The sequence below is a fragment of the Micromonospora sp. WMMA1947 genome (assembly GCF_027497355.1).
GTDB lineage: Bacteria > Actinomycetota > Actinomycetes > Mycobacteriales > Micromonosporaceae > Micromonospora.
In genome coordinates this window covers 3,998,939-4,021,628 of the sequence record NZ_CP114909.1, presented here as the reverse complement: position 1 = coordinate 4,021,628, position 22,690 = coordinate 3,998,939, and the positions used below count along the sequence as shown (strand labels likewise).

Genomic DNA, 22,690 nt, shown 5'->3' with positions numbered 1-22,690 from the left:
CCGCCGACCGGCCCGCCGGGCCGACCGCTGACCGGCCCGGCGGCCCGGCGGGCGGTCTACCGGCGCTCGGCGGGCACCGCGTCCCGGTCGTCGGCGACGCGGTCCGGGGTGTCGGTGTCGGTGTCGGTGTCGGCGGGCGGTTCGCCGGCGGCGACGGCGGGCTCACCGGCACGCCGGGCCTGCCGCGCCGCCCACCAGCGCTCGGCCAGGCCGACCACCAGGAACGTCAGGCCCACGTACGCCCAGCCCACCAGCACGTCGATCAGGTAGTGCTCGCCGCTGTACATCAGCGTGAACGTCATGGCCAGCGGATACGCGAGCATCAGCGGCCACCAGCGCTTGCGTACCGAGCGCATGAAGAACAACACCACGAACAGCGCGAACGCGGTGTGCAGCGACGGCATCGCGGCCACCGGGTTGGAGGCGATCTGCCCGGCGTTGAGAAGGTTGCCCGCGCCGTGCATGCCGATCTCCTTCCAGCCCCGGGTGGAGATCCGCGCGACCTCGGTGAGCAGGCCGTTCTGCGCCGCCCACCACGGCGGCGCCGCCGGGTACGCGAAGTAGGTCACCAGCCCGGCCGCGCACAGGAAGCCCCAGCGGGACATGTACGCGATCCAGCGCCGCCGGTTGCGCATCCACAGCACGGCCGCGGCGGCGAACGTCGCCACGAAGTGCGAGAAGTAGACCCAGCTCACCAGCACGTCCCACCAGCGCACCTCGGACGCGTCGTACAGGCGCTCCTGGAGCCAGATCGTCGGCACCTCGCCGCCGGTGAGCCACCCGGTCAGGAAGCGGTCGGCGACGATCAGCTCCATCGCGTGCGGGGTGGCGCCGTTGTCGGCGAACCCCCGGGACAGGTTGTACGCGGCGAGCAGCAGCACCACCGGGATCCAGTCCCGGGCGAACCGCAGGTGGCTGCGCCACGGGCGGGCCGAGTTCCACGCGATCGTGCCGGCCCAGATCCACAGGAACGCGTACGCCGGGTCCGTGGGCAGGCCGATGGCGAGCCAGGCGGCGACGAACGCGACGCCCCAGATGGTCATCGCGATCACACGGCGGCGCCCGCCGTCGGGCGACTCGGTCGGCGCGTCGGGGGCGGGGGTCGGAGATTGTGTCAGCTCGGCCATCGCGGACAAGGTTAACGGCGTGCGACAGGCGGGCCTGCGGGCGGGCGGTGACGACCGGCCCGGCGGCGGCCCGGACGCCGGACGCCCGCCTGTCTCCTGCACTAGGCTCGGCCGCATGCAGGAGCAGCCGGAGTCGCCCTTCGCGCCGGGCCTGACCGCCCGGGTCGAGCTGACAGTGACCGACGCCGACACCGCGCAGGCGGTCGGCTCCGGGGACGTGCCGGTGCTCGGCACACCCCGGGTGCTGGCACTGGCCGAGGCGGCGACGGTGGCCGCCACCGCGACCCGGATGCCGTCCGGGTCCACCACCGTCGGCGTACGGGTCGAGCTGGAACACCGCGCGGCGACGCCGGTGGGTCGTACCGTGGCCGCCTACGCCGAGCTGGTGAAGGTCGACGGCAAGCGGCTGGTCTTCGACGTGACAGTCACCGACGGGGCCACCGTCGCGGCGCAGGGCCGGGTCGAGCGGGCGCTGGTCGACCGGCAGCGCTTCGTCGAGCGGGCCGTACGCCAGCCATGACCGCCGGGTTCACGGAGGTCGCCGCCGGGGTGCACGTGCTGCGCGAGCCGACGCTCGCGGTGAACGTGGTGCTGGTGGCCGGTGACGGCGCGGCGCTGCTCGTCGACACGCTCTCCACCGCCGGGCAGGCCCGGGAGCTGGCGGAGGCGGCGCGGGCGGTGACGCCGTACCCGTGGACGATCGTGAACACGCACCACCACTTCGACCACTGCTTCGGCAACGCCACGCTGGCCGGTCCGGACACCGCGATCTACGCGCAGGCCCAGGCCGCGGCGGCGCTGCGGGACCGGTCCGACGCCGTGCGGCGCGCCGCGTACGAGGAGATGCGCGCCGGGCACCCGGCGCTGGCCGAGGAACTGGCGCGTACCGAGTTGCGGGCACCGACGCACGAGGTGCACGAGGAGACGGTGCTCGACGTGGGCGGCCGGCGGGTGGTGCTGCGCCATCCCGGGCACGGGCACACCGACGCCGACCTGGTGGTGCACGTACCTGACGCGGACGTGCTCGTCGCCGGCGATCTGGTGGAGCAGAGCGGGCCGCCGGCGTTCGAGGAGTCGTACCCCCTGACGTGGCCGGACGCGCTGGCCGACCTGCTGCGGCTGACCACGCCCGCGACGGTGGTGGTGCCCGGCCACGGCGAGCCGGTCGGCGCGGACTTCGTCCGCGAGCAGCACGCGCAGCTCGCGCGGCAGGCGTGGCTGATCCGCGCCGGGCACACCGGCAGCGCCCCGCCGGAGCGGGTGGCGGCCGAGTCGCCGTTCGGCGCGCGGCCGGGCCTGATCGCCGCCCGCCGCGGCTACGCGGAGCTGGACGGCACGGCCTGACCGGCCCCCGGGCTCAGTCGGCGTCGGCGTCGGCGTCGGCGTCGGCGAGGATCTCGCGGAGGCGGTTGCGGCACTCGGCGACGAACGCCGGGAACGTGTCCCAGTAGTAGGAGACGCCACTGGCCGCCACCCCGAGCGCCCAGGCGCGGGCCCGCGCCCAGGTCACGTCGTCGACGCCGAGCGCCTCCCGGTAGGCGTGCCGGGCCGCCGGCGGAAGGTCCCAGATCGGCGCGTGTTCCGCGTCGGGGTGCCCCACGGTCAGCCCACCGAAGTCGATGACCGCCCGCAGCCGGCCGTCCCGCACCAGCAGGTTGGTGGGCTTGAGATCGCTGTGCAGCCAGACGTACGGCCCTGCGGGTTCGGGCAGGGTCAGGGCGTCCCGCCAGAGCCGGACCAGCGTGTCGACGTCCGTCTCGTCGCCGATCCGGTCGCGGCAGTCCTCGAGCGCCGGGGAGATCCAGGTGTCGCAGGGGTGGAGGCTGCCGCCACGGTATCCGCTCAGCGGGCCCGCGCGGGTCGCGCCGAGCAGGTCGGCCGCGTGCAGGCGCCGGACGAACACGGCCAGGTCGGCGCCGAGGGCGGCCCAGTCCGCGACCGTGCCGGAACGGACCTCGTCGCCCGGTATCCACCGCTGCACCGACCACGGCAGCGGGAAGGCGTCGGCCGGGACGCCGGCGTACACCGGTTCCGGCACCCGGTACGGCAGCAGCGGCGCGAGCCGGGGCAGCCACTGCTGCTCCTTGCGCAGGGCGCCGGCCTTCTCCGCGGTGCGCGGCAGCCGGACGAGCAGGTCGGCGCCGAGGCGGTACATCGTGTTGTCGGTCCCGGCGCCGGCGGGCGTGAGCGGCAGGGCGGCCCACTCGGGGCGCTGGGCGGTCAGCAGCGCCCGGACGATCTCCTCGTCGACGGGTATCTCGTCCTGGTGCAGCGCCATCCGGTGATCATGCGGGGCGGGGCGGCACGGCGGCCACCGGGTTTCCGGCGGCCCGACCCTGTGGTTCCGGCGGGGCGGGGCTCCGCAGCGCGTCCCGCAGCGCGTCGAGGTGTGGGGCGGCGGCCAGGATCGCCGCCCGTACCGGCGGGTCCAGCTCGGCGAGGGCGCCGGCGAGCAACGCCGCGCGGTGGGCCTCGTAGTGGGCCATCCGCTCCCGGGCGGCGTCGGTGACGCGCAGCCGGACCACACGGCGGTCGTCGGGGTCGCGGTCACGGGCCAGCAACCCGGCGTCGCTGAGGTCGCGGACCAGCGTGCTCACCGTGTTGGGCGCGGTGCAGAGACGCCGGGCCACCTCCTTGCCGCTGATCCCCGGGCTCTCCCGGACCAGCAGGAGCACCTCCACCTGCGCCTCGGGCAACGGGTCCCGTCCCACCCGCGCCCCGGTCCGCCGGCGCAGGAGCCGGTGCAGCTCCCCCAGGGCCGCGCCGAACCGCGCGACCTGCTCGTTCGTCGCCACGGAGTCACCCGCCTCACATCGCAATAGTTCTGACTACAGATGTAAGGTACCCCGGACGCACCAGATCCAGGGGGTACCCACTCGTGAGCAGTGCCGCGCCGGCCACCGCGCGCCCGACCGCCCGCCGCACCACCGCCTCCACCGGCGGCGTGACGCTGCTGGTGCTGCTCGGTTCGCTCACCGCGATCGGCCCGCTGTCGCTGGACATGTACCTGCCGGCGTTCCCGGCCATGACCCGCGACCTCGGCGCCGACCAGGCCGGCATCCAGCTCTCGCTGACCACCTGCCTGATCGGTCTCGCCGTGGGGCAGTTGGTCACCGGCCCGCTGAGCGACCGCTGGGGGCGCCGCCGTCCGGTGCTGGTCGGCGTGGTCGCGTACACCGTGCTGGCGCTGGCGTGCGCCGTGGCGCCGAACGCCCCGCTGCTCGCCGCCGCGCGGTTCGCCCAGGGCGTCGCCGGCGGCATGGGCGTGGTGGTCGCCCGCGCGGTCGTCCGTGACCTCTACGCGGGCCGGGACGCCGCGAAGTACTTCTCCCGGCTCACCCTGGTCTTCGGTGTCGCGCCGGTGGCGGCGCCCGGCGTGGGCAGCCTGGTGCTGCGATTCGGCTCGTGGCGGGCCGTCTTCGTGACGCTCGCCGTCATCGGGGCGGTGCTCGCCGTCGCCGTCGCGCTGCGTCTGCCGGAGACGCTGCCCGCCGAGCGCCGCAACACCGGTGGCCTGGGGGCCACCGTCCGGACCATGCGGTCGCTGCTAGCCGACCGGGTCTACCTCGGGTACGCGCTGACGCAGGGCTTCGCGTTCGCCGGGCTGTTCGCGTACATCTCGGGGTCGTCGTTCGTGTTCCAGGACGTCTTCGGCGTGTCCGCGGCGGTGTTCAGCGTCATCTTCGGCGTCAACGCGCTCGCCCTGGTGACCGTCGGTCAGGCGAACGCCCGGCTGCTCGACCGGTTCACCCCGCGCCGGCTGCTGGTCACCACGCTCGTGGCCGGCCTGGTCACCGCGCTCGGCGTGCTGAGCGGGGCGCTGGCCGGCAGCCTGGCCCTGACGGCGGTGGCGCTGTTCGCCTTCGTCGGCTCGCTCGGCATGGTGATGCCGAACAGCACCGCGCTGGCGCTGGACGCGCACGCCCGGCACGCGGGCACCGCCGCCGCGCTGATGGGCGGTCTCCAGTCGGTGGTGGGCGCGCTGGCCGCGCCGCTGGTCGGGCTCGGCGGCGAGGGCAGCGCGCTGCCGATGGCGGTGGTCCTGGCCGGCGCCGCCGCCCTGTCCCTGACCGCCGTCCTGACACTGGCCCGCCCGCGCGCCTGACGTCGGCCGCCGCGCGCCTGAGCTGGCCGCCGCGTGGGGGGCGGGTGTCAAGAAGGGGCCCCTCCTCTACCTCAGGCGTTGAGAAGGGGCCCTTCCTTACCCCGCGAAGCGGGTTGCTACCTCGGTGCGGGTGGGCATCGCGGTGGCGCCGCCGGGCGACTCGCACACGACTGCCGCCACCCGGAGCGCGAACGCGACCCGCTCCCGCCAGCCCGCCGGGTCGGCCGGCTCACCGGCGGCCAGCAGGTCGGCCACCAGCGCGCCCATCACCGAGTCACCCGCGCCGGTGGCGTCCACCGCGTCCACCTTCGGCGCGGGGACGCGCACCACGTCGTCGGCGGCCGCGACCAGGGCGCCGTCCGCGCCCAGCGTCACCACGACCGTGCTCGCGCCCAGTTCCCGCAGGTACGCGGCGACGCCCTCGACCGGCTCGTCCGGGTAGAGCAGCCGCGCGTCGGCACTGCTGAGCTTGACCAGGTGCGCGGCGGCGGCGAACTCGGCGACCACCGCCCGCAGCCCGTCCAGCGCGCCCGGCGCGGTGAGCAGGCGGGGCCGCACGTTGGGGTCGAACACCCGCAGCGCGCCCGCGATCGACCAGGCACGCCGCGCCGCGGCGAGCACCGGCGGGTCGAGCAGCACGATCGAGCCGCAGTAGAGCACGTCCGCACCTTCGACCAGCGCCACGTCCAGGTCGTCCGGGCCGAGCAGCGCGTACGAGCGGGGTTCGCCGTAGAAGCGGAAGTCGGGCTCCGCACCGGCGAACGTGGCCACGGCGAGCGCGGTCGGGGCCGGCACCGTCACCGTCCCGCTCACGTCCACTCCCGCGCGGGTGAGGAAGGCGCGGATCCGTCCGGCCAGCGCGTCGTCGCCGAGCGACCCGACGAACCGTGCGTCCCCGCCGAGCCGGGCGATCGCCACCGCCACGTTGAGCGGGCCGCCGCCGATCGCCTGCCGGTAGACGGGTTCCCCGTCGTGCTCGGCGTCGAGCAGGTCCACCAGTGCCTCGCCGAGCACCACCGCGTACCCCATCCTGGCTCCCCTCGTCGTCCTCCCCCGATCCTGGCGCATGCCAGGGTCCCGGCGCGCCGGGACCCTGGCATCGAGCAGCACCTATTGCGGGCCGCGGCCGGACGTGGTGGGATGGCGGTGCCGGGTGACGACGCGGGGGCTGCCGCGTCACCGGCCGCCGGGTCGATCCGACGCGAGGGCATCCACGGTCCGTTGGGCAACGGACCGCAGACGGTGCGCGCCCGTCGACGGCCCCGGCCGCACGCTGACCGGGCGCGGGCACCGCGATCGTCGCATCCGCTCGTCGCAGCGGAGCAGGCCGAACCGGGCCACGCTCCGCGAGTCAGGAGATCCCCGTGCACCGAACCCGATCCCGTACGGCCGCGTTGCTCACCGCGGCCGCCACCCTGACCCTGGGCGCGTTCGCCCTGGTCACCAACTCTGGACCGGCGGCCGCGCACGGCGCGGCCATGACGCCGGGCGCCCGCACCTACCTGTGCTGGAAGGACGGCCTCACCGGAACCGGTGAGATCCGGCCGAACAACCCCGCCTGCTCGTCGGCGGTGGCCGAGAGCGGGGCGAATTCGCTGTACAACTGGTTCAGCGTGCTGCGCTCCGACGCCGGCGGGCGCACCGTCGGGTTCATCCCCGACGGCAAGCTGTGCAGCGGCGGCAACCCCGGCTTCAGCGGGTACGACGCGGCGCGCAACGACTGGCCGCTCACGCACCTGACGGCTGGACGGTCGATCGAGTTCCGGTACAGCAACTGGGCCCACCACCCGGGCACGTTCTACTTCTACGTGACCAAGGACAGCTGGAGCCCGAACCGGCCGCTGGCCTGGAGCGACCTGGAGGAGCAGCCGTTCCTGCAGGTGACCAACCCGCCGCAGCGCGGCGCGGTGGGCACCAACGACGGGCACTACTACTTCAGCGGCAACCTGCCGTCGAACAAGAGCGGCCGGCACATCATCTACTCGCGCTGGGTCCGCTCGGACAGCCAGGAGAACTTCTTCGGCTGCTCGGACGTGACGTTCGACGGCGGCAACGGCGAGGTGACCGGGATCGGCTCGGGCGGCAGCAACCCCCCGACGACCGCGCCGCCGACCACCGCGCCGCCCACCACCGCGCCGCCGACGACCGCACCGCCGACCTCGCCTCCGCCGGTGACGACCAGCCCGACCATGCCGGCCGGCTCCTGCATGGCGGTGTACAAGGTGGTCACCGCCTGGGGTGGCGGCTTCCAGGGCGAAGTGACGATCATGAACCACAGCACCCGGACGTACTCCGGGTGGACCGCGAACTGGACCTGGCCCAGCGGCCAGACCATCAACCAGGTGTGGAACGGCACGTTGAGCGGCAGCGGGGCGTCGGTGAGCGTCTCCAACGCCGCCTACAACGGCAGCGTCCCGCCGGAGGGCACCACCACGTTCGGCTTCACGGCGAACTTCTCCGGCACCAACTCCCTGCCGACTGTCACCTGCACCGGTCGCTGATCACGCACGGAGAAGGGCCCCCGGGGAACATCCCGGGGGCCCTTCCTCGTCACGCTCGGGTCAGCGCACCATGCTGCCGACGACCGGCTTGGTGAGCAGCGCGGACTGGTTGCGCTGGATGCCCGGGTCGAGCGTCTTGGCCACGAAGATGGCGTGCCAGATGCAGAAGATCAGCACGGTCCACACCTTGCGGGAGTGGTCGGCCTCCTCCCGCTTGTGCTCCTCCAGCAGGCGCATCGCGTACGACAGGTCGATCAGGTCGCCGGCGCCCGAGGTGGACAGCACGTGCCGCGCCCACTCGTACATCTCGCCGCGCAGCCAGACCCGGGTCGGGGTCGGGAAGCCCAGCTTCTTGCGGTTGACGATGGCCGGCGGTACGACACCCTGCAGCGCCTGGCGCATCGCGTACTTGGTGGCCTCGGAGCGCGGCGGCAGCTTCAGGTCGACCGGGATGCCGGCGGCGACGTTGAACACCTCCCGGTCCAGGAACGGCACCCGCACCTCCAGCGAGTGCGCCATCGAGATCCGGTCGGCCTTGACCAGGATGTCGCCGCGCAGCCAGGTGTAGAGGTCGACGTACTGCATCTTGGTGACGTCGTCCAGCTCGGTGCACTCGGCGTAGATCGGCGCGGTCACGTCGGTGTAGCGCACCGAGGGGTCGTAGCGGCGCAGCAGGTGCTGCTTCTCCTCCTCGGTGAACATCCGCGCGTTGCCGTAGTAGCGCTCCTCGATCGGGGTGGTGCCGCGCTCCAGGAAGCTCTTGCCCTTGACCCCCTGCGGGATGGCCTTGGACACCGCGCGCAGGCCCTTCTGCACGCCGTCGGGCAGGCTGTTGACCGCGTTGAGCGACAGCGGCTCCCGGTAGATCGTGTAGCCACCGAAGAACTCGTCCGCGCCCTCGCCGGAGAGCACCACGGTGACGTGCTCGGCGGCCTTCTTCGCCACGAAGTACAGGGGCACCAGCGCCGGGTCGGCGACCGGGTCGTCCAGGTGCCAGACGATCTTCGGCAGCGCGTCGATCATGTCCTGCGGCCCGATCTTGGTCGGGATGGTGGTCACGTCGAGGTGCCGGGCCGAGTCCTGGGCCACGTCGATCTCGGAGTAGCCGGGCACGTCGTAGCCGACGGTGAAGGTGAGGATGTTCGGGTTGAACTCGCGGGCCAGCGCCACCACCGCGGTGGAGTCGATGCCGCTGGACAGGAACGAGCCGACCGGCACGTCCGAACGCATGTGCATCCGGACGCTCTCGCGCAGCGTCTCCCGGATGTCGTGGTAGAGCCGCTGCTCGTCGGAGACCGGGGCCGGGCGGAACACCGGCCGGTACCAGCGGCGCACCTCGATCCGGCCACCAGGGGTCCAGGTCAGGTACTCCCCCGAGCCGATCCGGCTGATCCCCTTGTGCAGCGTGCCCGGCTCGGGAACGTACTGCAGCGTCAGGTAGTGGCTCAGGTTGGCGGTGTCGATGCCCGCGTCGCCCTGGTACGCCGAGTGCGCGAACGGCAGCAGCGCCTTCTTCTCCGAGGCGAGGTAGAGGCCGTCCTGCGTCTCGAGGTAGTGCAGCGGCTTGATGCCGAAGTAGTCCCGCGCGCCGAAGGCCCGCCGCTCCTGCCGGTCCCAGATCACGAACGCGAACATGCCGCGCAGCTTGGTGAGCACCTGCTCACCCCAGTAGTGGTAGCCGGCGACGATCACCTCGCCGTCGCCGTTGGTGGCGAACTGGGCGCCGTAGTCGCGGATCAGCTCCTCACGCAGCTCGATGTAGTTGTAGATCTCGCCGTTGAAGGTGAGCAGGTAGCGCCCGCCCGCGTAGGGCAGGGGCTCGTGGCTCAGCGCCACATCGATGATCGCCAGGCGCTTGTGCGCGAACACGCCGTCCGCGTACCGGCCGGAGGCGTCGCCGACCACCTCGACCCCGGTCTCGTCCGGGCCACGGTGGTGCAGGCACTCCAGTGCGCCGGCGATGTGGTCGCGGTGGGCGGCGGCGTCGCCGCGCGCGCTGAAGAAGGCCAGGAGTCCGCACATGGCCGCCATCTTTCCACGCGCCGGAAGCCGTCGTCGCGGCACCGCAGGCACCTCCCGCTGACGTGCGCGCGGTACCGTCGGGACCAGCGACGGGGCTCAGGGAGGGCGAATGATGGCTGAGGAGCGAAACCGGCAGGGCAAGGCGGCGGACGGCACCGAGTCGCACGACCCGGACTTCCCGGAGGCGTTCCTGTCGTTCATGCGGCAGGGCTGGCGGGACACCGAACTGCCGGTCACCCCGCGCCCGGAGGTGCCCAACCACGCCAAGCGGCGGGCCGCGCTGGCCGAGGCCTTCCCGGGCGAGACGCTGGTCATCCCCACAGGCAACGAGAAGGTACGCGCCAACGACACCGACCACCGGTTCCGGCCGGGCAGCGACTTCGCGTACCTGACCGGCGACCTGGAGCCGGACAGCGTCCTCGTGCTGCGGCCGGGTGGCGAGTCCACGCTGTTCATGCGGCCCCGGTCGTCCCGGGCGACGGACGAGTTCTTCCGCAGCCGCCACGGTGAGCTGTGGGTGGGCCGCCGGCCGACGCTGCGGGAGAAGTCCACCGAGCTGGGCCTGCCGACGGCCGATCTGAGCGAGCTGGACGCGGCGCTGGCCGACCTGGCGCCGGGGCGTACCCGGGTGCTTCGCGGTTTCGACGCCCGGGTGGACGCGGCGGTGCGTCCCTACGACGGCGCGCGCGCCGAGGGTCAGCCCGGCCGCGACCGGGAGCTGGCGATCACGATCGCCGAGCTGAAGCTGGTCAAGGACGAGTGGGAGATCGCGCAGCTCCAGGAGGCGTGCGACGCCACGGTGCGCGGCTTCGAGGACGTGGCCCGGGCGCTGCCGGCCGACCGCGGGGTCTCCGAGCGGCTGCTGGAGGGCGTGTTCGCGTTGCGCGCCCGGCACGACGGCAACGACGTCGGGTACGGCTCGATCGTCGGGGCCGGCGAGCACGCCACGATCCTGCACTGGGTGCACAACCACGGCGCCACCCGCCCGGGTGACCTGCTGCTGATGGACATGGGCGTGGAGAACCGCAACCTCTACACCGCCGACGTGACCCGGGTGCTGCCGGTCGACGGCCGGTTCACGCCGTTGCAGCGTCAGGTCTACGACGCGGTGTACGCCGCGCAGCAGGCCGGCATCGAGATGTGCCGGCCCGGCGTGGCGTTCCGGGACGTGCACCTGGCTTCGATGCGGGTGCTGGCTGAGGCGCTGAAGGATCTCGGGCTGCTGCCGGTGAGCGTGGACGAGGCGATGGACCCGACCTCCACGGTCTACCGGCGGTGGACGCTGCACGGCACCAGCCACATGCTCGGCATCGACGTGCACGACTGCGCCAACGCGCGCAAGGAGACCTACCGCGAGGGGCCGCTCGGCGAGGGGTACGTGCTCACCGTCGAGCCGGGGCTCTACTTCCAGCCGGAGGACGAGCTGGTCCCGGAGGAGCTGCGGGGCATCGGCGTGCGGATCGAGGACGACATCCTGGTGACCGCCGACGGCCCGGTGAACCTGTCGGCCGGGCTGCCGCGCGCCTCCGCCGAGGTGGAGACCTGGCTGGCCGAGCAGCGCGAGGCGGGACCCCGCCTGCCCGGCTGATCCCTGCGGCCGCTTTCTCCGGCGGGCCCCACCACCGCGCCTCGACGGCGGGTGGTGGGGCCTGTCGCTGTCTGGGCCGTTCCGGTCCCCCTGACGTGGTTGCTCACCGACCGCCGTTCGTGGGAGGAATGCGGGCTTTTTTCGGATACGTCTTCCTCGCGAGGAACCTTCTCATACGGTGCTGATCAGAGGCTACAACCGGTTTGTAGCTGGTCGCCCGGCCTGGGGCGGTGCGACCCGTTTGGGAAGAACCGAAAGGGCTCTCATGTCGAACGACGTAACGACACCCGACGGCGGCGCTCCGATGACGCCCCCGCCGCGGACGAGCAGGCGGCGGGCGCTCTGGGTCGCCACCGGCGTGGCCGGGCTGACCGGCGTCGTCGGGCTGGCGGCGCTCGGCGGTCTCGCCGCCCGCGACGACAATCCCGGCACCGAACCGGTGGCGGACAACCACGCCGCCGCGCCGCAGAGCGCCGGCGACGACTCCCGCGGCGAGCGCGGGAAGGGCGGCGAGAAGGCCGGCAAGGACCGTGGTCAGGAAGGCCGCGAGGACGGCGAGTGGGGCCCGGACAAGGGCGACTGGGACAAGGACGGCAAGGACGACCACGGCAAGACCCGCGACGTCGCCTGCGACGACGACGCCCTGGTCGACGCCCTCGAACTGGCCAACCGCGACCACGGCGGCACCCTGAAGCTCGCCGAGAACTGCACCTACGAACTCGGCGTCAAGGACCGCAAGGTCGGCTCCGCCCTGCCCGAGATCAAGCAGGACGTCACCATCAAGGGCAACGGCTCCACCATCAAGCGCGACGCCGAAGACACCTTCCGCATCTTCCGCGTCGTCGACGGCGGCGACCTCACCCTCAAGGACCTCACCGTCTCCGGCGGCAACGCCAACGAGTTCAAGTACCCCGGGCCGTCCGTGCCGAAGGCCGCCGACCTGGCCGAGCTGGACGCCAAGCGGGTCGAGGGTGACGGCGGCGCGCTGCTCGTCGAGCGTGGCGGCAGCGCCTACCTGGACAACGTCAAGCTCGTCGACAACAACGCCGAGGGCGACGGCGGCGCCGTGGCCAACTACGGCCGCACCTGGCTCAAGGAGAGCAAGGTCGTCGGCAACCACGCCCAGGGCGACGGCGGCGGCATCTTCAACGAGGGCATCCTCAAGGTCGAGGAAACCCACGTCGACGACAACACCGCAGGCGGCAACGGCGGCGGCATCGCCAACGGCAGCGGTGAGCACCACGACGGGCCGGTCGACCTGGCCTCGGCCGCGAAGGCCGGCAAGGGTGAGCACGGCAAGCACCACGCGGGCACCGTCGAGATCATCGGGGCGTACGAGGGCAAGGACGCCTCGCTGAGCACGCTGAGCCACAACCGGGCGGGTCGCAACGGTGGTGGTCTGTTCAGCAGCGGCGGCTGGGTCACCGTCTCGTTCACCGCGATCGGTGGCAACGTCGCCTGCGAGAACGGTGGCGGCGTCTACGCCGAGAACACCGACCTGCTGCTGGAGAAGGTCCACGTGGCGGGCAACCACGCCGACGGCGACGGCGGCGGCGTGGTGACGACCGGCGGGCGGGACTGGGCCGGCAACGGCGCCGAGAAGGACGGCCTGGCGGGCAGCGCCACGATCGCCGACAGTGCCGTCGTGGACAACACGGCCGGCCGCTTCGGTGGTGGCATCTTCAACGGTGAGTGGCTCATCAAGATCGAGGACGGCTTCCTCACCCGCGAGCACGACAAGGACGACAACGCCACCCTCACCATCCGCGACACCGACATCAAGGGCAACACCGCCCTCAACGGCGGCGGCATCTTCAACAACAAGGCGAAGATCACCCTGACCAAGACCCACGTCACCAAGAACACCGCCACCGACTCCAGCAAGCTCCACCGGGTCGCCGGCGGCGTCCTCAACAACGAAGGACGCGTCAAGCTCGACGACAAGTCCCTCATCAGCAACAACGACCCGACCAACTGCGCCAACACCGTCGAGGACTGCTTCAACTGAACCGCACCACCACATAACCGGGGAGCCCTTCTCGCCGTCGTGCGAGGAGGGCTCCCACCCCGGAGCGGCCCGGCCGACCGCCGTGTCCCCCGCCGGGGCGTCCGGACCGCACTGCGCCCGCCCATCCCGCCCGCACCCTTATGCGGGTTTTTTTCGTGTATGGCCGCGAGGCGAAGAAGGTTCTCATACGGTCATCTTCAGCAGCTACAACCGATTTGTAGCGAAGGCCGCCTCGCCGAGGCGAAGCGACCTTGTCAGGTACAAGGAGAGGGCAGAGAGCTCCGATGTCCAACTACCTTCGCAATAACAATGACGCCACCAGCAAGACCATCTCCCCGCTCCGGCGTCGCCGGATGTGGCTCGCCACCGGCGTCGTGGGCCTGACCGGAGCGGTCAGCCTCGCCGGCGTGGCCTACGCGACCACCGGGGCCACCGGCCCGCACCGCCTCGCCGACGTCAAGTGGTCGACCACGCAGCAGCTCAGCGCCGATGACCACGGCGACAAGGGCGAGTACGGCCGGGACGGCTACGACAAGGACGGGCACGACAAGGACTGGAACGGCAAGGACGGCAAGGACCGTGGCCAGGAAGGCCGTGACCGCGGCGAGTGGGGCCCGGACAAGGGCAAGGACGGCAAGGACGACCACGGCAAGACCCGCGACGTCGCCTGCGACGACGACGCCCTGGTCGACGCCCTCGAACTGGCCAACCGCGACCACGGCGGCACCCTGAAGCTCGCCGAGAACTGCACCTACGAACTCGGCGTCAAGGACCGCAAGGTCGGCTCCGCCCTGCCCGAGATCAAGCAGGACGTCACCATCAAGGGCAACGGCTCCACCATCAAGCGCGACGCCGAAGACACCTTCCGCATCTTCCGCGTCGTCGACGGCGGCGACCTCACCCTCAAGGACCTCACCGTCTCCGGCGGCAACGCCAACGAGTTCAAGTACCCGGGTGGCGGGGCTCCCGGCGGCGGCCAGCCGCCGGCCGCCGCCCCGGCTGCCGCTCCGGCCGCTCCGGCGGTCGCGGCACCGGCCGCCGCCCCGGCTGTCGCGGCCCCGGCCGCGGCGACCACCGCCGCCGCTGTCACGCCCGTTGCCGACGGCATGAACGGCGGCAAGGACGACGACAAGCGGGTCGAGGGTGACGGCGGCGCGCTGCTCGTCGAGCGTGGCGGCAGCGCCTACCTGGACAACGTCAAGCTCGTCGACAACAACGCCGAGGGCGACGGCGGCGCCGTGGCCAACTACGGCCGCACCTGGCTCAAGGAGAGCAAGGTCGTCGGCAACCACGCCCAGGGCGACGGCGGCGGCATCTTCAACGAGGGCATCCTCAAGGTCGAGGAAACCCACGTCGACGACAACACCGCAGGCGGCAACGGCGGCGGCATCGCCAACGGCAGCGGCCTGTCCGGTGGGCACGGCCCGGCGGCCTCCGCCGCGCCGAAGGGCTACGACCCGAAGGGCAAGCACCACGCGGCCGGGATCGTCGAGATCTTCGGTTCCGACCACGGCAAGGACGGCGTCAAGTCCAGCCTGTCGGACAACCGCGCCGGCAAGAACGGTGGCGGTCTGTTCAGCAGCGGCGGCACCGTCACGGTCTCCTTCACCGCGATCACGGGCAACACCGCCTGCGAGAACGGCGGCGGCGTGTACGCCGAGAACACCGACCTGCTCCTGGAGAAGGTCCACGTCGCCAAGAACCACGCCGACGGCGACGGCGGCGGTGTGGTGGTCACCGGTGGCAAGCACTGGGGCTACCCGGAGAACAAGGAGCACGCCAGCGCCACGATCGCCGACAGCAAGATCGTCGACAACACCGCCAACCGCTTCGGTGGTGGCATCTTCAACGGTGAGTGGCTCATCAAGATCGAGGACGGCTTCCTCACCCGCGAGCACGACAAGGACGACAACGCCACCCTCACCATCCGCGACACCGACATCAAGGGCAACACCGCCCTCAACGGCGGCGGCATCTTCAACAACAAGGCGAAGATCACCCTGACCAAGACCCACGTCACCAAGAACACCGCCACCGACTCCAGCAAGCTCCACCGGGTCGCCGGCGGCGTCCTCAACAACGAAGGACGCGTCAAGCTCGACGACAAGTCCCTCATCAGCAACAACGACCCGACCAACTGCGCCAACACCGTCGAGGACTGCTTCAACTGACCTGACGGTCGACAGGTAACGCGACCGGCCCCCTGCCACGTGACGTGGCAGGGGGCCGGTCGGCCGTGCGGTCAGCTCTGGACGAACACCGCCACGCTGCGCGCGGGTACGGTGAACGTGCCGGCGGCCCGGTCGAACGACGCGGTACGCAGCGCCGGGTCGGCCGAGTTCCGCAGCACCGGGTGCAGCGCCACGTTCGCCCCGCGCAGCCCGGTGACCGTCTGCTTCGCCGTCTCCGGCGTGGCGTTGAAGACGACGGTCACCGACTTCCACGTCCCGTCCAGCCCGCGGGCGTCGAGGGTCATGGTGAGCACGCCCGGCGTCTCAGTCGTCCCGGAAAGCGGGAACGCCACCCGCTTCTGCACCTGCTCGGCGGTGTCGAGCCCGAACACCGGCGAGGACCGGCGCACGCGCAGCAGCTCCGCGTACCGGGCGTTCGCCAACTCGATCGCCGCGCAGTCCGGCACCAGCAACGGGTCGGCCAGCAGCGGCTTCGCGTACGACCACTTGTCGCGGTTGTCGGCCTCCGGTGGCAGGCCGGCACCGAACCCGTTGCCCTGGGCGCAGTCCCAGCGGATCTGGTTGAACCAGTCCCCCGAGTTGTACGAGTTGCGGTCCAGCGACTTCGAGCGCAGCCGCTCCGAGCCGGTGGTGACGAACCCGGCGCCCTGCCCGAGCGCCGTGGTCGCCAGCGCGAGCACCTGCATCCGGGCCCGGTCCTGCGCCGAGGTGCCCTGCGGCAGCTTGTACGCCAGCGCGTCGTACAGGATCTCGTTGTCGTGCGCGTCGACGTAGGTGACCGCCTCGCCCGGCGCGGCCGTGTATCCGGCCGGCGCGCCGTTGTAGTCGACCTGGGCGCCGGTGACCCGCTTGCCGGTGGAGTCGGTGAACCGGTAGCCGCGCAGGTTGCCGGTCAGCCCCACCTTGATCAGGTCGTGCTGGTGCAGCAGCCGGGCCCGCTGGTCCGCCGCCGAACCGTTCACGTCGTCGCCGTTGGGGTCGGTGTACAGGCCGGAGGCGAAGCCCTGCGCCCGCGGGTTGGCGTCGAACGGGCCGCCGCCGCGCACCGCGTCGCGGAGCCGGTCGTTGAACGTGCCGACGCCGGTACCGGCCATGTTGGCCTGGGTGGCCTGCGTGAAGCGGGCGTCGTCGGCGACCTCGCCGAAGTTCCAGCCCTCGCCGTAGAGCAGGATCTTGCGGCCGTCCACGCCGTCGCGGGCGAGCGTGAGCTTGTCCAGCGCGGCCCGTACGGCCAGGATGTTCGCCTTCGGGTGGTGGCCCATCAGGTCGAACCGGAAACCGTCCACCTTGTACGCCTTGGCCCAGGTGACCAGCGAGTCCACCACGAGCTTGCCCATCATGGCGTGCTCCGGGGCGGTGTTGGCACAGCAGGTGGAGTTGGCGACGGTCCCGTCCTCCAGGAGCCGGTGGTAGTAGCCCGGCACCACCTGGTCGAGCACCGACTTCGGGTCGGCGCCGGCGGCCGAGGTGTGGTTGTAGACCACGTCCATCACCACCCGCAGGCCGGCCTTGTTCACCCCGGCGACCATCTGCCGGAACTCGGTGGTGCGCTTGGCGCCGTTCGGGTCGACGGCGTACCCGCCCTCGGGCACCGTGTAGTGCAGCGGGTCGTACCCCCAGTTGTAGCCGTCGGTGCCGGCGACCGCCGCGACGCACTTCTGCTGCTCGTCGGAGTCCGGCGGCAGCGCGGCCAGGTCACAGTTCGGCCGGGCCTGGTCGGCCCGCTTCTCCGGGATGGTGGCGAAGTCGAAGGCCGGCAGCAGGTGCAGGTGGTTGACCCCGGCGTCGCCGAGCGCCCGCAGGTGCTTCATGCCCGCCGTGTTCGGGTCGGTGAACGCCAGATACGTCCCTCGCCGGTCGGCCGGAACTGTGGTGTCGGCGATGGAGAAGTCCCGCACCGACAGCTCGGAGATCTGGATCTTCGACGCCGGCGGGGCGGCCGGCTTGCGCAGGTTCGCCCAGCCGGCCGGCGCGAGCGCCGGATCGGTCAGGTCGACGATCTGGCTGTGCGTGGAGTTCGCCGCGAGCGCCACCGAGTAGGGGTCGGTCACCGACGCGGTGACCATCTTCTGCGTGGCCGGCTGCCACGCCTGCACCCGGTAGCGGTAGTAGCGGCCGTTCCACGCCTTCGTGCCGCGTACCGACCAGACGCCGGTGCGGTCGTCGCGGCGCATCGCCACAGTGGTCGGCTGGGCCGTGGGTGAGTCGAACAGCTCCAGCGAGACGGTCCGCGCGGTCGGCGCCCACACCGCCAGGGTGGGCACCCGCCCGGCGAACGTCGGGCCGAGCTTCGCGCCGGTCGCCGCCGCGTAGACGTCGTCGAGCACACCGGGAATCTGCACGCCGGTGGCGGCGAGCAGCGCGCCCTCGGCGTCCCGCTCGGTCACCACGAGCTGGCCGCGCAGCGCCGCCGGCACCTTGGCCAGGTCGGCGCGGTCCAGCGTGAAGGCGCGCGAGGCCCAGAGATGGGGGTACGCCTGCCGTTGCGCCTCGGTCAGCCCGTTGCGCTGCGCCCGCAGCCCGATGGTGGTGTACGTGCCGGTCAGCTCACCGTCGGCGAGGCCGATCCCACCGGCCGGAGCGACGGCGAGCGCGTACCGCCGCCCGTCGGTCGGCCCGGTGGGCCAGGCCACAGTAGACCTGTCGATCCAGTGCGCCTTCTGCTTGGTGATGTCGAGGTCCTTGGCGGCGCCGGACGTGGTGGTCGGCAGCAGCCGTCCCTTCACGCCGGCCAGGAGCCACACCTCACGCCCCGCGGAGGCGAAGTCGAGCCGCTGGTCATCGGGCTGATCCTTCTCGTCGCCTCGGTGGATGATGTAGCTCAGCCCGGTCGCACCCGCGGCCAGGGGCACCCGGAACACCGCGCCGTACGCGTCGATCTTCTCCGGCTTGAGCGGCGCGGCCCAGTCGGTCGGGGTGGCCGCGCCGTCCCACAGGTGCAGGCCCCAGCCGTCGTAGTTGCCGTCGGCCTTGCGCCAGTGGATCAGCGCCGTGTCCTGCGCGACGGGCGGGTCGGGCTCGCCGGTGGCGGCCTGCCGCGTCGGGTAGACCGCCGGGTCGCCCTGCTTGACCCAGACCTCGCCGGTCGCAGTCACGTCGATGGTGCGGTCGTTCGCGACGTCCTTGTTGCCGTCGCCGTCGATCACGAGGAAGCCGACCGACTTCGCGCCGGGCTTGAGCTTGACCCAGGCGAACCGGCCGTACGAGTCCTCACCGGCGAACGGCTGCCCGGCGGGCCACTGCGTCACGTACGCCGGGTCGATGTCGCCCCAGGCGTAGAGCCGCCAGTCGTCGTACCCGCCGGCCGGGCGCTGGTAGTGCACGATCGCCCAGTCCCGCGATTCGCCCTGGTCGGGGGTGCCGACGGTGCCGGTGGCGCGGGCGGTGGCGGTGCGGCCCTTGCCGTCGCGGACCACCGCCTTGTACTCCACGCGGGTGCCGCCGGGCAGGCCGGTCAGGTCGTGGTGCACGGTGTACGGCGCACGCTGCGCGGTGCCGAGCAGCGTCCACTTGCCGCCCGCGACCCGGGCGGCGAACGTGACGGTGGCGAGCGGGTCGCCGGTCACCTGGGCGGTGACGGCGGCCTTGCCCGGGACCGGGGTGTCGCCCGGCTCGGTGATCGTGACCTTCGGTGCCCCGGCCTGCGGGATCGCCCGGTCGGCCTTCAGCACCAGCGCCGACATCGCCGGTACGGTGACGCTCAGCTTGCCGTCCGCGCCGGCGGTCGCGCCCGCGGCGTCGCCGTACACGCCGGTGAAGCGGGCGCCGGCCGACCAGGTGTCCACGCTGACAGTCTGCGGGGTCGCGGCGTTGTTCACCGCGGCCACGTACTCGATCCGGTCGGACGGCAGGACGCGGGAGAACGCGAAGACGCCGGGCCCGTCGGCCGCGTACCGGGTCACCTGCACACCGTCGCGCAGCGCCGGGTGTGCCGACCGCAGCTTGCCCAGCTCGGCGATGGTCCGGTAGAGCGGGTGACGGGTGTCGTACTGGTCGACGGCGTGGGTGCGGGTGGTGCCGATCAGGTCGTCGTCGAGGTAGTCGGCGGTCCGCGAGGCGAACATGTCCTGCCGGGCGTCCTTGTCGCCGCCCGGTCCGGTGAAGCCCTGCTCGTCGCCGGAGTAGACGACCGGCTGGCCACGGGTGAGGAACATGAGCTGGTGGGCGAGCCTGCTGCGGTTCAGCTGGGCGGCGTCGTCACCACCGGCGGCGGCGACGAACGAGCCGATCCGGCCCATGTCGTGGTTGCCCAGGAACGTGGTGAGCCGGTTGGCGTTGGTGTCGCGCGCGGAGTACAGGTCGTCCTTGGCGTAGACGTCGGCGAGCGCCTTGGCCGAGCCGTCGGCGGCGGCGTACCCGCGTGCCGCCTCCTGAAACGAAAAGTCCAGCGTGGCGGGCAGTCCGCCCTGCCGCACGTAGGTGGACTGGATCTCCTGCTCGGCGCTGTAGACCTCGCCGAACATGAAGAAGTCCTTCTTGCCGGCCTTGGCCGCGGCGGCCTCGACGCCCCGGGCGAACTGCGGCCAGAAGTCGAGGTTCGTGTGCTTGACGGTGTCGAGGCGGAACCCGTCCACACCGGCCTTGCCGATCCACTCGGCGTAGATGTCGGTCATGCCGCGCACCACCTCGGGACGCTCGGTCCACAGGTCGTCGAGGCCGAAGAAGTCGCCGTACTCGCTGTTCTCCCCGGCGAAGGTGGAGTCACCGCGGTTGTGGTACATGGTCGGGTCGTTCAGCCACGCCGGGACCTTGACCTTCGCGTCGGCCGGGGTGGCGAACACCGGGGTGTACGGGAACGACGTCGAGTTCACGGCCGGGAACTTCCGGGTGCCGTCGGCGTAGTTGCGGTCCTCGAAGGGGCGCCCCTGCGCGTCGCGGTACGGCGCGGTCTTCTTGTCCACGTAGCCGTACTTGTCCTCGGCGTACCGGATGACGTCGGCGGTGTGGTTGACGATGATGTCGAGGTAGACCTTGATGCCCCGGCGGTGGGCGAGGTCGACCAGCTTCTTCAGCTCCGCGTTGGTGCCGAAGTGCGGGTCGACCTGGGTGAAGTCGGTGATCCAGTAGCCGTGGTAGCCGGCCGAGACGTCGGCGCCGGTGCCCTGCACGGGCCGGTTCTTGAAGATCGGGGCGAGCCAGATGGCGGTGGTGCCGAGCCCCTGGATGTAGTCCATCCGGTCGATCAGGCCCTTGAGGTCGCCGCCGTGGTAGAAGCCCTTGTCGGCCGGGTCGTGGCCGGTGGTGAGCCGGCCGCCGGTCAGGCCGCCGGTGTCGTTGCGCTTGTCGCCGTTGGCGAAGCGGTCCGGCAGGACGAAGTAGAACTGCTCCGCCTTCTTGGTGCTGGTGGCGGCCTTGAGCAGCGCGTCGGGGGACGGCTCGCGGTTCCACTGCGGAGCGTTGCCGGCGGCCAGCACGTCGGGGGTGGCGGCGGCCGGGCCGGTGGCGTCGGCGCCGAGCTGGTGGAGGGCCACCGGCACGCCGACGAGAGTGAGTACGAGGGAGGTGACCAGGGCGAGCAGCGCCTTGGGGGATATCGGCGGCGGTTTCATCGACGGCCTTTCTCTGGTCGCTGATTCGCCCGCACGCTAGCCCTTGCCGAAACATTCTGCAATACCTTGCAAACACTGCCGCAACAAAGCAGCCACCTTGCAAGAGGAGGCACCGACGCCGGGCCCTACCGGGCCGTGCGACCTAGCGTTCGGCGCAGGATGTGCCGTCGACGGTGCAGCTCACCGGGCGGGTGCCGGCCCGCTCGATGTGGAACCGCACCGGCAGCGACTGCCCGGGGGCCAGGTCGAACCCGCTGCGGTAGGTGAACACGCCGTCGTCGAAGCGGAACACGCCCTGCTCGGCGCCCTCGACCCAGGCGGTGACCAGCCGGCCACCGGGGAACACCGCACGGATCGTCCAGCCGTGCGCCGTACGCGCGGTGTTTACCAGCAGCACCTCACCGATGAAGCCGCCGTCGAACGCACTCGCCACGCTGTACCGGCCGGTCACCGCGGACGGCGGCGCGGACGGAGACGGCGGGGGCAGCACCGGCCGGGCCACACCCCGAGGGCTCGGAGTCGACGCGGCCGGCGTCGGCCGGGCGGGCAGCACCGTGGACCGGGGCGACAGACCCGGCACCACCGGGGCGGTGGCGGACACCGACGACGGACCGGTGGCACCGGCCGCCGTGGGCGTCGGCGGGACCTGCGGCAGCGACATCACCGGATCGGCCGGACCGGCTGCCGGGAACGTACTGCGGCCCCGCACCGAGCCGAGCGCCACCACCAGCAGGACCACCATCACGACCACGCCGGCGGCGACGAGGATCCAGGGAGACGAGGTCATGGCAGCTCCGGGCTGCGGACCGGGGCGGCGCGTGCGGGACATGGTCCTCCTGTCGGGGGTCCGGGCCAGCGTAGCCACCCGGACCGGGTGGCGGCGAGCGTCCCGCCCGAGCCCTGCCGCACGGTGCCTCGCACCTGATACCTTGCACGCCGATCAATGACCACAATGGCTCGTCGAGCCGGTAGGACGGATAGCCAGTGACTGAGTGGCAGGACAGTATCCGGCGGGCGTCCGCGACGGACGCCGCCGTCGTGACGGCGATTCTCGCCGAGGCTTTCATGCGGGATCCGGTGAGCGGCTGGGTCTTCCCCGACGACGACCATCGCGCGCGGGTCCACCGCGCCTTCTTCGCACCGTTCGTCGCGCTGGCGCTGCGCACCGGTGAGGTGTACATCGCCGGTGACGGGCTGGGCGTCACGCTCTGGCTGCCCACCGGCGAGGGCCACGACGCCGAGGACGGCGACGAGTTCGACGGGATGGAGACCGCCATCGGCGCGGAGGCCATGAAGCGGTTCGGCACGCTCGACGAGATGATGAGCGCCCAGCACCCCGGAGAGCCGCACTGGTACCTGCCCTTCATCGGGGTGCACCCGGACCATCACGGCAAGGGCGTCGGGTCGGCGCTGCTGCGTAACAAGCTGGCCGAGCTGGATCAGGCCGGCACCGCGGCGTACCTGGAAGCCAGCTCGCCGCGCAACGCCGCGCTCTACGAGCGGCTCGGATTCCGGCGCCGCCCGGTCACGCTGGACCTGCCGGAAGGCCCCAGCCTCCAGCCGATGTGGCGCGACCCGGCCTGACCGGTGCCGTCCCG

Annotated in this window: 15 protein-coding genes; 8 read left to right on the top strand and 7 right to left on the bottom strand. The window is 72.2% G+C overall.

Annotated elements, in window-relative coordinates:
• Positions 1-56: 56 nt before the first annotated feature.
• The gene (locus O7604_RS19275) at positions 57-1,127 is read right to left on the bottom strand and encodes a phosphatase PAP2 family protein (protein ID WP_269705119.1); all 1,071 of its coding nucleotides are present in this window, start codon (positions 1,125-1,127) and stop codon (positions 57-59) included.
• 115 nt (positions 1,128-1,242) lie between these two features.
• On the opposite strand from O7604_RS19275, the gene O7604_RS19270 reads away from it, so the two are divergent.
• Positions 1,243-1,647 carry a hotdog domain-containing protein gene (locus tag O7604_RS19270; RefSeq protein WP_269705118.1) on the top strand — a complete coding sequence of 135 codons (405 nt, stop codon included), beginning with the start codon at positions 1,243-1,245 and terminating at the stop codon, positions 1,645-1,647.
• Positions 1,644-2,471, top strand: a complete 828-nt coding sequence (locus O7604_RS19265; protein ID WP_281577284.1) for an MBL fold metallo-hydrolase — start codon at positions 1,644-1,646, stop codon at positions 2,469-2,471. Before O7604_RS19270 ends, O7604_RS19265 begins: the two co-directional genes overlap by 4 nt.
• 13 nt (positions 2,472-2,484) lie before the next feature.
• Here the strand turns inward: O7604_RS19265 and O7604_RS19260 are convergent, their stop codons facing one another.
• On the bottom strand, positions 2,485-3,405 hold the full coding sequence (locus O7604_RS19260) for an aminoglycoside phosphotransferase family protein (protein ID WP_281577283.1): 921 nt from the start codon (positions 3,403-3,405) through the stop codon (positions 2,485-2,487).
• Between the two features lie 7 nt (positions 3,406-3,412).
• Positions 3,413-3,922 carry a MarR family winged helix-turn-helix transcriptional regulator gene (locus O7604_RS19255; protein WP_281577282.1) on the bottom strand — a complete coding sequence of 170 codons (510 nt, stop codon included), beginning with the start codon at positions 3,920-3,922 and terminating at the stop codon, positions 3,413-3,415.
• Positions 3,923-4,005: 83 nt separating this feature from the next.
• On the opposite strand from O7604_RS19255, the gene O7604_RS19250 reads away from it, so the two are divergent.
• Entirely contained in the window at positions 4,006-5,232 is a 1,227-nt protein-coding gene (locus tag O7604_RS19250) for a multidrug effflux MFS transporter (RefSeq protein ID WP_269705113.1), read from the top strand.
• Positions 5,233-5,328: 96 nt separating this feature from the next.
• On the opposite strand, the gene O7604_RS19245 is transcribed toward O7604_RS19250, so the two are convergent.
• Positions 5,329-6,261 (bottom strand): carbohydrate kinase, encoded by a 933-nt coding sequence (locus O7604_RS19245; RefSeq protein ID WP_281577281.1) that lies wholly within the window; start codon positions 6,259-6,261, stop codon positions 5,329-5,331.
• 335 nt (positions 6,262-6,596) lie between these two features.
• Between O7604_RS19245 and O7604_RS19240 the strand changes: the two genes are divergently transcribed.
• Positions 6,597-7,733: a lytic polysaccharide monooxygenase gene (locus O7604_RS19240; protein WP_269705111.1), complete on the top strand. Its 1,137-nt coding sequence runs from the start codon at positions 6,597-6,599 to the stop codon at positions 7,731-7,733.
• A 60-nt stretch (positions 7,734-7,793) separates the two neighbouring features.
• On the opposite strand, the gene asnB is transcribed toward O7604_RS19240, so the two are convergent.
• Positions 7,794-9,755, bottom strand: a complete 1,962-nt coding sequence (gene asnB / locus O7604_RS19235; RefSeq protein WP_135241123.1) for an asparagine synthase (glutamine-hydrolyzing) — start codon at positions 9,753-9,755, stop codon at positions 7,794-7,796.
• Between the two features lie 112 nt (positions 9,756-9,867).
• Here asnB and O7604_RS19230 point away from each other — a divergent pair, with 112 nt between their 5' ends.
• The 3 genes from O7604_RS19230 to O7604_RS19220 all read left to right on the top strand — a co-directional run bounded on the left by O7604_RS19230 (position 9,868) and on the right by O7604_RS19220 (position 15,522).
• Entirely contained in the window at positions 9,868-11,343 is a 1,476-nt protein-coding gene (locus O7604_RS19230) for an aminopeptidase P family protein (protein WP_281577280.1), read from the top strand.
• Between the two features lie 265 nt (positions 11,344-11,608).
• Positions 11,609-13,351, top strand: a complete 1,743-nt coding sequence (locus tag O7604_RS19225) for a hypothetical protein (protein ID WP_281577279.1) — start codon at positions 11,609-11,611, stop codon at positions 13,349-13,351.
• Between the two features lie 284 nt (positions 13,352-13,635).
• Positions 13,636-15,522, top strand: a complete 1,887-nt coding sequence (locus tag O7604_RS19220; protein WP_281577278.1) for a hypothetical protein — start codon at positions 13,636-13,638, stop codon at positions 15,520-15,522.
• A 71-nt stretch (positions 15,523-15,593) separates the two neighbouring features.
• Here the strand turns inward: O7604_RS19220 and pulA are convergent, their stop codons facing one another.
• On the bottom strand, positions 15,594-21,092 hold the full coding sequence (gene pulA, locus O7604_RS19215) for a pullulanase-type alpha-1,6-glucosidase (protein WP_281577277.1): 5,499 nt from the start codon (positions 21,090-21,092) through the stop codon (positions 15,594-15,596).
• Between the two features lie 142 nt (positions 21,093-21,234).
• Complete coding sequence (locus O7604_RS19210) at positions 21,235-21,879, bottom strand: cellulose binding domain-containing protein (RefSeq protein WP_269705105.1); 645 nt, start codon at positions 21,877-21,879, stop codon at positions 21,235-21,237.
• A 197-nt stretch (positions 21,880-22,076) separates the two neighbouring features.
• On the opposite strand from O7604_RS19210, the gene O7604_RS19205 reads away from it, so the two are divergent.
• Positions 22,077-22,676 (top strand): GNAT family N-acetyltransferase, encoded by a 600-nt coding sequence (locus tag O7604_RS19205; RefSeq protein WP_269705103.1) that lies wholly within the window; start codon positions 22,077-22,079, stop codon positions 22,674-22,676.
• Positions 22,677-22,690: the final 14 nt, after the last annotated feature.

What these genes read in the sequence shown, in the direction of transcription:
- O7604_RS19260 (WP_281577283.1), bottom strand. Translation starts at nt 3,405, where the DNA reads ATGGCGCTGCACCAGGACGAGATACCCGTCGACGAGGAGATCGTCCGG.
- O7604_RS19275 (WP_269705119.1), bottom strand. Translation starts at nt 1,127, where the DNA reads ATGGCCGAGCTGACACAATCTCCGACCCCCGCCCCCGACGCGCCGACC.
- O7604_RS19210 (WP_269705105.1), bottom strand. Translation starts at nt 21,879, where the DNA reads ATGACCTCGTCTCCCTGGATCCTCGTCGCCGCCGGCGTGGTCGTGATG.
- O7604_RS19220 (WP_281577278.1), top strand. Translation starts at nt 13,636, where the DNA reads ATGTCCAACTACCTTCGCAATAACAATGACGCCACCAGCAAGACCATC.
- O7604_RS19245 (WP_281577281.1), bottom strand. Translation starts at nt 6,261, where the DNA reads ATGGGGTACGCGGTGGTGCTCGGCGAGGCACTGGTGGACCTGCTCGAC.
- O7604_RS19270 (WP_269705118.1), top strand. Translation starts at nt 1,243, where the DNA reads ATGCAGGAGCAGCCGGAGTCGCCCTTCGCGCCGGGCCTGACCGCCCGG.
- O7604_RS19265 (WP_281577284.1), top strand. Translation starts at nt 1,644, where the DNA reads ATGACCGCCGGGTTCACGGAGGTCGCCGCCGGGGTGCACGTGCTGCGC.
- O7604_RS19225 (WP_281577279.1), top strand. Translation starts at nt 11,609, where the DNA reads ATGTCGAACGACGTAACGACACCCGACGGCGGCGCTCCGATGACGCCC.
- O7604_RS19230 (WP_281577280.1), top strand. Translation starts at nt 9,868, where the DNA reads ATGGCTGAGGAGCGAAACCGGCAGGGCAAGGCGGCGGACGGCACCGAG.
- pulA (WP_281577277.1), bottom strand. Translation starts at nt 21,092, where the DNA reads ATGAAACCGCCGCCGATATCCCCCAAGGCGCTGCTCGCCCTGGTCACC.
- asnB (WP_135241123.1), bottom strand. Translation starts at nt 9,755, where the DNA reads ATGTGCGGACTCCTGGCCTTCTTCAGCGCGCGCGGCGACGCCGCCGCC.